Genomic DNA, 13968 nt, shown 5'->3' on the forward strand with positions numbered 1-13968 from the left:
TTTTAGCATGGATCTCAAAAGCAAAAGAGGACCCTCATTGGCCCTCTTTTTCCTCTTTATGATTAGGCTTGTAAGCTGGAAACTGAATAGTGAATGTAGTGCCCTTTCCAAACTCGCTCTCTACATTCAGTTTTCCCTTATGCTTGTCAACAATCCATTTTGCAATAGAAAGTCCAAGTCCTGTTCCTTCGCGGTCCGTTCGAGAGGTATCCACTTGGAAGAAGCGATCAAAAATCCGCTTGAGATTCTCAGGCTTAATTCCAATGCCGGTGTCCTTAATCTCTAATAGAACATTGTTAGATTCCTGTCGGCAGGCAACCGTTATCTTATCGCCTTCTGTTGTAAACTTCAAGGCGTTATCTAGAAAAATTACAAGCAGCTGGTGAAGCCGTTCTTTATCACCCAGAACCGTAATCGGCTGGTGCCCCATTTCTAAGGCAATCTCTTTCTCATCAAAAGAAGCGAGCTCTGCAAATGGTTCTGCGACAGTCCGAATCAGTTCATTCATTAATACAGGCTCGGCACCCATCTCGATTTGATTGGCATCTGAGCGGGCAAGCGTCAATAAGTGTGACACGAGTTTTGAAAGCCGGCGTGTTTCCTGCAGAGATGTTGAGATATCCTGAACCTTCTCTTGTATCATCGCTCTTGGGGACTGGAGCAGCATCTCGATTCGTGATTGAATAATGGTTAAAGGTGTCCGAAGTTCATGAGAAGCATCTGCCACAAATTGCTGTTGCCGATCCCATGCCAGTTGAATCGGCTTCAGTGCACGGTGGGCTAAAAACCAACCAGCTCCAAAGGCCAGTAACAGACCGATTATCATAAAGGCGATTAAGATGACCAATAAAGTATGGAGAACCTGTATATAAGGGTTGATAAACATATAAACCCCGACTTTTACATAGCTACCGTTGTAGATCACCTTAGTTGGCAATATAAAAATTCGATAATAATCGCCACCCGCTTTATAATTCACAAACTTCCCTGGCTCAGAAGGCTTTACATTTTTGAAAGTCTCTAATAGCGAGGCATCACTATTGGAGTTATTGGTATTGTCCGAGAACCCAACCCGAGGAGAAGGCGCAAGGATAAGCTTATTATTACTGTTCCATATTAAGAGACCCGTCTGCTGACCTCGAATTTCTACGCCCTGCGCAAAATGATTACTTGCTGTAAAAAGCTGCTGATTGATACTGCTATAGACGTAGCTCTTAGTATAGAAGTAAACAGAGGTACTTAACAGTGCCAAAATAACTAGAAAAATAGCCGTATTAAGGAGGGTAAGTTTAAATAATGTCCGGCGAAACATAGTTGTCCCCTTACTGGTCAGAGATCATATAGCCGATACCTCGGATGGTCCGCACATCCTTGTCATAACCATAGCTCTGGAGTTTTTTTCGAATTTGGTGGACATAGACTTCCACAATACCTATTGTGGTATCCGAGTCGAAGCCCCATACCCGATCATAGATTTGTTCACGGGTTAAAATTTGTTCTTTGTGCTGAAGCAAGTATTCAAGCAGTTCAAACTGCTTAATAGTAAAAGGGACGACATCCCCATCCACCGTTACCTGCTTTTTGGTAATATCAATACTGATCCCTTTATAATCAATGGTTTGATCCATTGAAATTTTAGCGCTTCGGCGAAGGATGGCCAAAATCCGTGCCTTTAACTCCTGATTTTGGAACGGCTTGACGAGATAATCATCTCCCCCAAGAGTGAGACCTTTCACGCGATCTTCTAAGGAGTCTCTTGCTGTTAAAAATAAAACCGGTGTTTGAACTTGCTTTTTTCTCAGTTCCTTCAGAATTTCAAACCCATCCATTTCCGGCAGCATAACGTCTAGGATAATGACATCATAGATCCCTTGCTCCGCCTGATAAAGGGCATCATCCCCACGAGTAGCCGTATCGACATCATATTCTGTTTCAAGCAATTGGACAATGGATTTAAGTAAGGCTTCATTATCTTCTACCACCAATAGTCTCATATATGTCTCTCCTAACACGAAAGGTTTATGATTAGGTATTCTATTTAGTTCAATGCTTAATGTTTCATTTAAAAGCCTTTTCTATTTAACTGCTTGTATATAGAAGTGCCTTTTGTCACTCTTATCTTAACAAATTAAGGTTATGAAAACGAGGCGGTCAGGCTATTCTCTTATAACTAATTATATTGGAGTATGCCCGATCTTCCTTAACTTTTAATTAATATAGAACGATCAACAAGGAAAGAGGCCCGCTCCTGTGGAGGGACCTCTCTTTTACTTCAACCATTTTGTCACTTCAGAAAAAGGTTTTCGAGGCTGCCTGTCTTTTTGGCTATCAGGGTAACCAATGTAGACAAATCCAACCAAGTCCTCATAGTCCTCTAGATGAAATGCCTCTCGCATACGGGGATGATAAGCGGGTTCGCCTGTTCGCCAAATGGCACCAAGTCCTAGCCCGTGTGCTGCAAGGAGCATATTCTCGATCGCCGCGTGCGTGGCTGCTCGTTCTTCTTTCTGCTGAATCTCATCATCGCTTGAGTAAGCAGCGGCAACAGCAATCACAACCGGTGCCCGCTCTGCTTTTTCTTTTTGTTTTTCTGCAATCAAGGCTCTATCCTTTTCGGTGAGATTTGCAACTTTTTCTAGAGCAATATCCGTATAAGCGTTCCCCAGAACCTCTCGACCTGCACCTGTCATCACATAAAAGCGCCATGGTTCAGTATGGCGATGATTTGGGGCTCTTGTTGCTAGTTCCAGTATCTGCTCAATCAAACTTTGATCAACAGGGTCCGATTTAACCTTGCCAATGCTTTGCCTTGTATGGATTGCCTCTAATACGTCCATTCTATCCACTCCCATCTTATTGACTCTTTAAAATACCTTACTTCTATTTTATGCGACTCAAACGGACTCACTCGATTTTCCAAGAAATTGACTGTTATAAAGATCGGCATAAAAGCCATCCTGAATCAGCAGTTCATTATGGGTACCTTGCTCAATAACGCGGCCATGGTTCATGACCAGTATAAGGTCCGCATCACGAATCGTTGATAACCTATGAGCAATCACAAAGCTTGTTCGGTTCTTCATTAACTTCTCCATCGCTTTTTGAATATAGAGTTCGGTCCGGGTATCGACACTGCTTGTGGCTTCATCTAGAATCAGAAAAGCAGGATCCGCCAAAAAGGCCCGTGCGATAGTTAATAATTGCTTCTGCCCTTGTGAAAGATTAGAAGTTTCCTCATTAAGAATCGTTTCATAGCCATCGGGAAGCGTTCGAATAAAAGGATCCGCATAAGCCGCTTGAGCCGCTTCAATGACCTCTTGATCGGTCGCCCCTTCTTTTCCATAAGCTATATTATCTCGAATGGTGCCGTTAAATAACCAGGTGTCCTGCAGAACCATCCCGAATAACCCGCGAAGGTGATCTCTTTCAAAAGCTGTGATCGGGACATCATCAATCGTGATCGTCCCTTTATCCACCTCATAGAAACGCATTAACAAATTGACAAGAGTCGTCTTTCCCGCCCCAGTTGGTCCGACGATCGCCACCTTTTGCCCTGACTTCACATTTATATTGAGATCCTCAATTAGAGGTGACTCTTGTTTATAGCTGAAGGAAACGTTTTTAAAACTTATATTTCCTTTTGGTGCTTTTAATTTCGGTGCATCTATCGGCTCAGGTGACTGCTCGGTTTCATCCAGTAATTCAAAGACGCGTTCCGCCGATGCAATGGTCGATTGGATGACATTGGATATATTAGCGACTTGAGTAATCGGCTGGTTAAACTGACGGGAATATTGCAGAAAGGCTTGCACATCCCCTATTGTAATCATTCTTTTTGTAACAAAGATTCCCCCGACAACTGCGATGATGACATAGCCAATGTTCCCAATGAACATCATGATCGGCATGATCATTCCTGAAACGAATTGGGCTCGCCAACCTGATTCGTAAAGTTCATTGTTTATATCATTAAATTGCTTAATGGAAGCTTTCTCCCGCCCAAACGCTTTTACAATCGTATGCCCTGTCACCATTTCCTCGACATGCCCATTTAATTTCCCCAGCGCCTTTTGCTGACCCTTGAAGTAATTCTGTGAGCGAGTAGCAAATTGCTTCGTTGCGATTAAACTAAGCGGTAAGGTAAGAAATGTGAACAGTGTTAACCAGCCATTTATCGAAAGCATCATGACGAGAATTCCTATTAAAGTCACGATCGCCGTAATTAATTGAGTCAAGCTTTGCTGCAAGGTTGAGCTGATATTGTCAACATCATTGGTGACTCGGCTGAGCAAGTCTCCTGTTGAACGCTGATCAAAAAATCTTAGCGGCAATCGAAACAGCTTCTGATCGACTTCCTTCCTCAGATCAAAAACCGTTTTTTGGGCAACGCCTGCCATCAAATATTGCTGGAAATAGCTAAAAATGGCACTTACTACATATAGAATCACCAGGATGGTTAATATTCTAAAAATGTAGTGATAATCTATATGCGCTCCCGGAACGCCTTTTAGCTTCGCCATGACCCCCTCAAATAGCTTTGTTGTGGCATAGCCCATGACTCTAGGGCTGAAAATGCTAAAAGCCGTGCTCAAAACCGCCATGAGAACAACAAGAGCCAATTGAAAGGAATGGGGCCGCAAATACCTTAAAAGACGCTTTAATGTGCCCATAAAATCTTTTGGTTTCTGAACAGGCATGCCGAAACGGCCAGGGCCATGGCCGGGCCTCCCAAAATTCCGAGGAGGTCCGCCGGCTCTATTTCCCGATCGTTCTTGACTCATCCTAACGCCTCCTCTGATAATTGGGATGCCACAATTTCCCGATAGACAGGAGAGCTTTTGATCAACTCTTCATGAGACCCTTTTCCGACCATCCTGCCATCCTCTAAAACAATGATTTGGTCAGCATCCATTATTGTATTGACACGCTGTGCAACGATTAAGACGGTTGCCTCTTCTGTCTCTCTACGGAGCGCTTGTCTTAGCCTCGCATCCGTTTTGAAATCAAGCGCTGAAAAACTATCATCGAACAAATAGATTTCGGGTTTTCTTACTAACGCACGGGCAATAGCCAACCGTTGTTTTTGGCCCCCAGAGAGATTGACTCCACCTTGATTTAAGAGAGAATCGTAGCCATCAGGTAACGCTTCAACAAATTCAGCCGCTTGAGCAATTTCAGCTGCGTACCTCACCTCTTCATCGGTTGCATCCGGCTTGCCAAAGCGAATATTGTCCGCAATCGTTCCAGAAAATAGAATCGCCTTTTGCGGAACAAGACCAAGCTTATCTCGAAGCTCTTCTTGGAGAAAGGCATGATGGTCCAACCCATCCACAAGAAGCCGTCCGCTCTCTATTTCATAAAAACGCGGGATCAAGTTAAGCAAGGTCGATTTGCCTGAACCCGTCCCTCCTATAATGGCAGTCACTTGACCCGGTCCAGCTGTAAAACTCACATTTTCTAAAGCCGGCTTCTCTGCTCCCGGATAGCGGAAGGTCACCTCACGAAATTCCAGTGTTCCTTTTTCCTTGGTTTCCCGGTGTGAACCCGTTTCCAAAATACCGGTTGTCAGCTGCAGCACTTCACCAATCCGGTTAGCCGATACTTGAGCTCTTGGAATCATGACGAACATCATTGAGACCATCATTAAAGCAAACATCATCTGCATCGCATATTGAATGAAAGCCATGAGATCACCGACTTGCAGATGCCCGGCATCAATCCTAAAGCTCCCTGCCCACATGATCGCAACGATGGCCAAATTCAAGATGAGAGAAAGACCCGGAAAAAGTAATCCCATTGTTCGATTCGCCTTAAGAGAGGTTTTCATAAGGTCACGGCTTGTTTCATCGAACCGTTCCATCTCATGATGATTACGACCAAAGGCACGAACGACTCGAATCCCGGTTAAGCTTTCGCGAAGCACGCGGTTGAGCCCATCAAGCTTGACTTGAAGCTTTTGAAAATAGGGAACTCCGTGTTTTTGAACAAAGTAAATAAGAGCAAAAAGAATAGGAATCGAAGCAACGAGAATTAAAGCCAGTAAAGCATCTTTTGTGAAAGCAAGCACAACACCGCCAATACTCATGAGCGGTGCACGAACAAACATGAGAAGCATCATCACGATTAATTGCTGAATCTGATTAATATCATTAGTTGTTCTCGTAATGAGAGAAGACGTGCCAATTTGATCAAATTCATTTAACGAAAAAGTTTCAATATGCGAGAAGACAGCCGTTCGGAGACTCCTGCTAAACCCTGTTGATATTCGAGAAGTTAAATAACTTCCCAGAATCATGGAGCCTGTCCCAGCTGCTGCCACAAGCATCATAAAGACTCCCACTCTAATAATGTAAGGTGTGTTGCCTTTTACAACCCCAATATCCACAATATCCGCCATTAAAGTTGGCAAATACAGCTGAGAAAGGGCTTGGACAAATACAAGTGCGATACACAACACGATTTTCCACCTATAACTTTTAATAAAAGGCATAAGCTGCTTCATTCCGTCACCCCTTAAATCTTACATTGGCCGCCGAAAAGTATGAATATTGAATATCTTTCCGAGAGACCGAAAGCCTTTATTCCCTAATAAATGGGATAAAGGCTACGTTCGAAAGCCATTAAACTGCCGGTGTTTTTCGTTTGTTTCGGATAAATAAGAAAATAGCTCCAAGCACAGCAAGAATCATAAGAGCGATAGCAGACCATTGTCCACCTGTTAAAGCTCCATATCTTGGTGAATCTCCTCTGAAGTATTCAAGGATAAAACGCTCAAGGAAATAAAGAAAGACATATAGACAAACAATAAGTCCTTTTGGAAGCTTATGTCTGTAGAAAATAAAAATCATAAATAAAATACAAAATAGAATCATATTGCCTTGGCTTTCCCATACCTCCGCCGGCCAGAGCGGCTGACTTCCATAGTAATCATAAGCAATCGTGCCTTTAGGGTATACAATTCCCATCTTCAAATGTGTCGGACTGCCAAAAGCATCTCCGTTCATAAAACAAGCAATACGTCCAATCCCCTGTGCCAGAATCAAAGCGGGTGCGGAATAATCGGCCATTTCCCAAAAACTGATTTTATGTATCCGTGTATAGATAATTAAAGTCACAATGCCTCCGACAATAGCTCCCTCAATCGAGATACCGCCTTGCCAAATCTCCAGGATTTGAAGCGGATGCTGGGAGTAAGTTGGCCATTGGAAGACAAACACATGCCAAATACGCGCTCCAATTATGGCACCCACAACACCATATAAGATAAATTCTTGTAGGTGTTTGTAATAAACGGTTCCTTTCATCATGGCTAGTCCAACCCCATAGCCCAAAAAGATGGCAAGGAGGGAGATCACCGCATGGGTCTGCACCACATAACCAAATAAATTAAACAAGTCCTTGTGCATCGTTACATCCCTTCTCTCTCTAGAAAATTCAAATAGCCTCTCAGGCCATAAATTACACGCTAATTTTCAAAATAAGTTGTGCAGTTGAGGTCTATCTCTGTCTATTCTACCCTATCCCTTCTTCTTTTTAAAACAGAATCTCTAATAACTTATCTATTATTTCTATGAATGGTTAATAGCGAGTCACATAATAGTCTTCAACTCTAATAGACCGTTCTTCTGGCCTCACCAAAATAAGACAGAATCCCCCCAAAAAGCGGGCGACATATTATTGATCATAAAAAAAAAACCGACTCTTAGGCGTCTTGGCCTTAGAATCGGTTTTCATTATAACTAGGCTAAAATGGCTTCAATTTCTTTAAGATCAGCAGCCGTCAATGTAAGGTTTGCTGCAGGCAGCAGCCCTTCTACTTGTTCAGGTCGGCGTCCGCCAGGAATAACAGCATCGACCCCCTTTTGAGCAAGCAGCCAGGCAAGAGCGAGATTCGGTAAGGTGACATCAAGCTTTTGAGCAACCGTCTTTAATTGATCAGCTTTTTCAACCATGGTTCGAAAAGCAGCAGCATCTCTGCCAGGAGGAACAGGATCCGTGACTTTATAGCGTCCGCCTAGGAGACCAGAAGCTAAAGGGAAATAAGGAATAAACGAAATTCCCTTCTCAGCACAGAATGGCAGAACATCCGCCTCCACACGACGGTCAAACATATTATAGCCGGATTGAAGGGCCGCAATGTCCGCTGTTTGGGTGGCTTCTTTTAATTGGTCCAAGTTAAGATTTGAAACCCCAATGGCTCTTATCTTTCCTTCTTCCTTTAGTCGGCTAAGCTCACCCACTGATTCTGAAATAGGTGTGTCCTCATCAGGAAAATGCAAATAATAAAGGTCCACATAGTCTTGGTTTAATCTTTTTAAACTGGCTTCAAGCGCTTGTCTTAAATAGGCCGGCTTATTATTCTTGCGGTCCTTTTCCCACTCCACACCGCCTTTTGTTGCCAGCACAATAGCGTCACGCGGTGTATCAATCTCTCGCAAGACTTCGCCAATTAATTCCTCAGAGCGGCCATGCCCGTACACATCAGCTGTGTCGATGAAATTAATACCGAGCTCAATTGATCGTTTGACGAAATCCTTTCCTTCTTGTTCGCTTAGGTCTTTGTAATAATTATGCCCGCCGACCTTATTTGTCCCAATGCCAAGAACAGAAATTTCAAGTCCAGATTGTCCAAGAGTTGTTCGCTTCACCTATTCCACCTCACATTTATATTTTCAAGTTTAGTATAAGCCACTTCCTGAACATCTAGCATGTATTTTGCTCCATAGGGCCTTCCTCCACATTAACTAAGAGAACATGATTTTTCGCTTGCTGCACCTATTAAAAAAGTTCATATTTTTAGGGTGATTTCCTCGCTTAAGCCATTAAAATCCGCTATACTTTCAAAGGGTATTATTTTATTTTTTGTCATTATTTATTAGAATAGGAGATTAGTGCATGCCTAAAGAAACAAACAGAAAAATGGCTACGGTCGCGATGCTCGTTGCAACTTTCCTAGTTGCGATCGATGTCACAGTCGTCAGTACTGCAATGCCTAAAATTGTAGCGGATCTGAGCGGTCTCAAACTAATTAGCTGGGTATTTGCTATTTATACTCTAACCACCTCTGTGACCACCCCTATTTATGGGAAGCTGGCTGATCTTTTTGGTCGAAAAATTATTTTTATCATCGGGGTTATTCTATTTGTATTAGGCTCGATGCTCTCCGGGGCTGCTCACACCATGGCGCAGCTTATCTGGTTCCGTGCTTTTCAAGGGATTGGTGCAGGAGCCGTTATGCCGGTTACTTTTACAATTATAGGCGATCTCTTTCCTGGTGAGCAGCGCGCAAGAATGCAAGGCGTTTTTAGTTCAATTTGGGGAATTGCCGGTCTATTAGGCCCTCTAGTGGGTGGCTTTTTTGTTGACCATATTTCATGGAGATGGATTTTCTATATTAACCTTCCTGTTGGGTTAGTCTCCTTGATTCTTATTACTCTCTTCTTCCATGAGACATTAGGTGAAAGAAAGAGCCGAAAAATCGATTACTTTGGTGCGATTACATTTACAATAGGGATTTCATCACTTCTATACGCCTTATTAAACGGCGGTTCCAAATACGCCTGGAATTCCGCTCCAATATACACGTTGTTTGCTGTCGCAATAATATTCATTATCTTATTTGCAATACTTGAAACAAAAGTGACTGAGCCGATGCTGCCGCCTTCTCTCTTTAAGAAGCCAATCATTCTCACTTCCAACTTGATGGTCTTCTTATCAAGCGGGGTCTTAATTGGCGTCAACGTTTACCTTCCAATGTGGATCCAGACCATTCTCGGTCACAGCGCTACTAGCTCTGGTCTCACCCTAATGCCGATGTCGATCGCTTGGCCCCTTGGAGCTACTTTTGCTGGTCGATATATGTATAAGATTGGTTCCAAAACAACAGCTGTTATTGGTGCCGTGCTTATTGCTTTAGGGTCAACATGGTTACTAGCTCTCAGCCTCAACTCACCTTATTGGTATTTTGTCGGAATCATGATTGTCATCGGTCTTGGTATGGGCTATTCCACAACACCCGCCACTGTCCTTGTCCAGTCAGCAGTTGGCTGGCAAATGCGTGGGGCAGCAACGGCTTCCAACACCTTTATGCGATCCGTTGGCCAAACCGTTGGCGTCGCCGTCTATGGAACGATCTTTAACAATACCATTGTGACTTATGGTGAAAAGGTTTCAGGAGGCAAGATGTCAGGAGAAAGTATCAGTGGGATTCTGAACTCCAATGCCGCTGTCAGCAAGCTGCAGCCTGCTGTCTTAGAAATCATCCAAAAAACACTGGCGCATACCTTGCACAATGTTTTTGTTCTTTCCTTTATTATTGGACTAGCTACACTTGTCGTTACCCTTTTCTTACCATCACACGCTAAAGTTCTTGAACAGCAAAAACAAACAAAGCCCTCTCATTAATCATTAAACAACCCGATTGATTTTGTTTTTCTCGACAAATCAGTCGGGTTTTTCAATTTCTCTTCGCCCCCTTAACGATTCCGTATGTTTATTCCTATCTGCAAAAAGGGAAGTTGTACCGAAACCTCTCATATTTTGGGACATTCTCTTTTTGCATATATACACATGAAACATTAATATAATATAATCCCCCTATGCATTAACAATCTCTAACTTAGACAGTTGCTTATTTGTTAAAACGTTACACAATTCGTGCCATTTTAACAAATTTGGTTTATCATCATACCAAAGAAGCTTTACTTACAAAAAATCAGAGGGCCCTAATGCCTAAGCTCTAAAAATGAGGTGATCAAAGGATGAGTGGTATTGTTGGGTATATGGGGCAAAAACCTGCCCAAGATATTCTCCTTACTTGTCTAAAGAGGCTTGACTATAGAGGCTATGATTCAGCAGGAATTGCGCTTTCTAACGGACAAATCATTGAAACAAGGAAAGAGGAAGGCCGAATTGAGGACCTTGAGGCTTCTCTATTTCTCGAACCTATCATTAATGGCACAATCGGAATGGGCCATACAAGATGGGCTTCACATGGAGCGCCAACAGCGGCGAACTCTCACCCTCTTAGCGATTCGGAAAACCGTTTTTTTGTTGTCCACAATGGCATTATTGAAAATGACCATACCCTAAAGAAGGAACTGCGCTTAAAAGGACATACCTTTAAAACCGAGACAGACACAGAGGTCATTCCCCATTTACTCGCAGAATATGATACAGGGGATTTCGTCACAACGGTTCAGAGAGTGATTCCTCTTCTTAAAGGAGCATTTGCACTTGTCATTATGTCTTCTGCTTCTCCAGGAAAGATGATTGCAATTTCTCAAGATAACCCGCTAATTCTCGGGTTTGGGAATCATGAATACTTTCTTTCTTCGGATATTCCAGCGCTCCTCCATTATACTAAGACGATCTATCCCATACGAAACGGTGAATTTGCTTTAATCTCTTCGAATGAATGCCTGATTCAAACGTTTGAAGGCGAGATCGTGGAACCCAAGAAAGTCACGCTTGAATTTGATCAAGAAGACATTGGCCTGCAAACCTATGATCATTTTATGTTAAAAGAAATTATGGAGCAGCCAAAAGCGATTCAAGCTACTTTGGAAGGGCGTCTCTATCCTGCACATGTTCATCTGCCAGAACTAGAACCCCTTTTTAAGTCTTATGATTTTAAAGCGCTTAGAAAAATCGATATCGTCGCTAGCGGAACCTCTTATCATTCTGGCATGATGGGGAAACGCGTGTTTGAGTCTATGCTTAATATCCCGATTGAAGTCTCTCTTTCAAGTGAATTCAATTCGGATCATGGTCCCTTAGATTCGAGTCACTTGGTCATCGTCCTCAGTCAGTCTGGGGAAACGGCAGATACTTTGTCCGCCCTAAAAGAGGCGAAGTGCTCAGGGTGTACGACTATTGCCATCACGAATTATTTAAGGCGTAACATTGCTCGGAAGGCGGACTATACGGTGTTAACCAAAGCAGGACCTGAGCTCGCCGTACCAGCCACGAAGGCTTATACAGCCCAAATGACAGCCCTGCTGCTTCTTGCTATTTCTTTAGCCGAACATCTCGACCGTGCAAATAAAGCGCTTGTCCCTGAACTCATCCATGCTCTTCAAGGATTGCCTGCTGCCGTCGAAACCTCCCTCATTATGACCGAGGATGCGATTGACCAATTTGCACAGGTTACAAACGACCAAGACCACCTCTTCTTAATTGGAAAAGGCTTGGATTACGTGCTGGCTCTTGAAGGCGCGCTAAAGCTTCAGGAAGTCGCGTACCTCCACGCTGACGCCTATCCAGCTGGAGAAATGAAACATGGAACCATGGCTCTTATTACCCCTGGTGTGCCTGTCATTGCCTTGGCCACCCAACCGCATCTAAAAGAAAAAACGGTCAACAATATTCGTGAAGCCAAAGCTCGGAAGGCGTTTGTTGTTGGGGTCACAACCGTGGGAGATGATGAGGTAAGCGACGCTGTTGATGAGGTCCTATATATTCCAGAGGCTCATCCCTTTCTCATGCCTATAATAGCGGCCATCCCGCTTCAGCTCCTCGCTTATTACGCGGGAACCGTTAGAGGCTATAATGTCGACCGACCGCGGAATCTTGCCAAAAGCTTAACAGTAGAATAAGGAATATGAAGAACCTTCTTCAATTAACTCAAGTAATGGCTTGCAAACTGTCCAAACAGATTTAGCAAGCCATTATTTTTTCACAGTGCCTCTTATGGTCAGCTTGCTTTTTACCTCTAAGAACAAGAACATTCCCCATTTATTTGGAAAGCCGTTTTATGAGCATATAATTTAAAACAGTAATAGTAAGACTAAAAGGATAACACATCGCAGAGTAAAGAAGTGACCATTTTCTATAATATAAAAGTCCGCTTTTAAAAGCCAAATATTCATAAAAAACGGCTATCATTGCCCAAATTAATATATAGCGAATTTTAATTACTAATTTTTCTCCATATGGAAATCGATTCAGGTAAATTATATTGAATGGCGGAAAAATGCCAACCAATACCAACAGCGTCTCATAATCTGGCCCTTTTTTAAAATAACCATATAAATCAAGCCGGAGATCAAGATAGACATCAACTAAAGTATTAAATAAAATGGCAAAAATTGAGGTTGTGTACATTTCTGAATAAGAGAGTCGTTTCGGTACAAAATAAACGATTGTATACAAAACAAGTGCAGACATTAGAATAAAGGTGTAGGGCATTTTTTCCACTCTCTAATCTTTTATGTTTAATACGAAACGGTCACTTTGCGCTTTCTATTGAATTATTTATAAAATTGAGAAGCCCTTTTACCGCTCAAACCAATGATAGATTGAAACCCATATAAAACCAATGCCCTTAAAATGTCGATGCCCAAATAGTGACGCTTTGTTAATCGTTTTAAAGAAAATAGTTTAAAGTGATGCACAAACTTTAGTCCTCCAAGATAAATAAAACAAATGTGTAAGATGATATTGGAAATAAAATAGAGGATTAATTTTCGATAGCCCAATCTTAACATCCAGAGACTTGAAATAAGGTAAGGACCAAAATTAAAAAAGTTCATACTATTAAATGGTGGGATTCCTTTATAGAACTTCCACCATTTTTTAGTTTCACCATAGTTATCTAATGCCTTTGTAAAAGTGCACATAAAAATAGCAGCAGGTAAATAATTTATAAAGTTCTTCTTCCCGAGTAAAGGGATACTTAACCATGGAAGTGCCAAAATAGCCAACAAAAAGAACTTAGAGTTTTTCAAGATTCCCACCTCCAAAGTTATATTGTCTATTTCAGACGAAATCCATTCAAAAATTGCATCTTCAGTCAATTCTTGTAAGCAGCCGAGATCTTGAGCCGCTTGACTATGAATTCTATAACTCGTGGTATTAAAGCAAACTTCGCAGCAAAAAATGGTACAGAACCATCCTGCACCATTAAAAAATTCCTCATAACGTTCGTTTGCCTTTAGCTTTCCCCTTCGTTATTTCCCAAAAATAAGA

The 13968-nt window shown here is 42.3% G+C and carries 11 protein-coding genes; 2 read left to right on the forward strand and 9 right to left on the reverse strand.

The window, feature by feature from the left end; translation table 11 throughout:
• Positions 1-34: 34 nt before the first annotated feature.
• The 7 genes from PU629_RS21160 to PU629_RS21190 all read right to left on the reverse strand — a co-directional run bounded on the left by PU629_RS21160 (position 35) and on the right by PU629_RS21190 (position 8648).
• On the reverse strand, positions 35-1312 hold the full coding sequence (locus PU629_RS21160) for a sensor histidine kinase (protein WP_275281996.1): 1278 nt from the start codon (positions 1310-1312) through the stop codon (positions 35-37).
• A 10-nt stretch (positions 1313-1322) separates the two neighbouring features.
• On the reverse strand, positions 1323-1994 hold the full coding sequence (locus PU629_RS21165; protein ID WP_275281997.1) for a response regulator transcription factor: 672 nt from the start codon (positions 1992-1994) through the stop codon (positions 1323-1325).
• A 273-nt stretch (positions 1995-2267) separates the two neighbouring features.
• Positions 2268-2837: a nitroreductase family protein gene (locus PU629_RS21170; RefSeq protein ID WP_275281998.1), complete on the reverse strand. Its 570-nt coding sequence runs from the start codon at positions 2835-2837 to the stop codon at positions 2268-2270.
• A gap of 57 nt (positions 2838-2894) precedes the next feature.
• Positions 2895-4781, reverse strand: a complete 1887-nt coding sequence (locus PU629_RS21175; protein ID WP_275281999.1) for an ABC transporter ATP-binding protein — start codon at positions 4779-4781, stop codon at positions 2895-2897.
• Positions 4778-6502, reverse strand: a complete 1725-nt coding sequence (locus PU629_RS21180) for an ABC transporter ATP-binding protein (RefSeq protein ID WP_275282000.1) — start codon at positions 6500-6502, stop codon at positions 4778-4780. Before PU629_RS21180 ends, PU629_RS21175 begins: the two co-directional genes overlap by 4 nt.
• 118 nt (positions 6503-6620) lie before the next feature.
• The gene (lgt, locus tag PU629_RS21185; protein ID WP_275282001.1) at positions 6621-7406 is read right to left on the reverse strand and encodes a prolipoprotein diacylglyceryl transferase; all 786 of its coding nucleotides are present in this window, start codon (positions 7404-7406) and stop codon (positions 6621-6623) included.
• A 333-nt stretch (positions 7407-7739) separates the two neighbouring features.
• A complete protein-coding gene (locus tag PU629_RS21190) occupies positions 7740-8648 on the reverse strand; it encodes an aldo/keto reductase (RefSeq protein ID WP_275282002.1) in 909 nt (302 codons plus the stop codon).
• A gap of 247 nt (positions 8649-8895) precedes the next feature.
• Between PU629_RS21190 and PU629_RS21195 the strand changes: the two genes are divergently transcribed.
• Entirely contained in the window at positions 8896-10404 is a 1509-nt protein-coding gene (locus tag PU629_RS21195) for an MDR family MFS transporter (RefSeq protein WP_275282003.1), read from the forward strand.
• Between the two features lie 356 nt (positions 10405-10760).
• Positions 10761-12596: a glutamine--fructose-6-phosphate transaminase (isomerizing) gene (gene glmS, locus PU629_RS21200; protein ID WP_275282004.1), complete on the forward strand. Its 1836-nt coding sequence runs from the start codon at positions 10761-10763 to the stop codon at positions 12594-12596.
• 139 nt (positions 12597-12735) lie between these two features.
• On the opposite strand, the gene PU629_RS21205 is transcribed toward glmS, so the two are convergent.
• Both PU629_RS21205 and PU629_RS21210 read right to left on the reverse strand, forming a co-directional pair.
• Positions 12736-13188 carry a CBO0543 family protein gene (locus PU629_RS21205; protein ID WP_275282005.1) on the reverse strand — a complete coding sequence of 151 codons (453 nt, stop codon included), beginning with the start codon at positions 13186-13188 and terminating at the stop codon, positions 12736-12738.
• A 62-nt stretch (positions 13189-13250) separates the two neighbouring features.
• A complete protein-coding gene (locus PU629_RS21210; RefSeq protein WP_275282006.1) occupies positions 13251-13727 on the reverse strand; it encodes a hypothetical protein in 477 nt (158 codons plus the stop codon).
• Positions 13728-13968 lie beyond the last annotated feature (241 nt).

It is taken from the genome of Pullulanibacillus sp. KACC 23026 (assembly GCF_029094525.1).
Classification (GTDB): domain Bacteria; phylum Bacillota; class Bacilli; order Bacillales; family Sporolactobacillaceae; genus KACC-23026.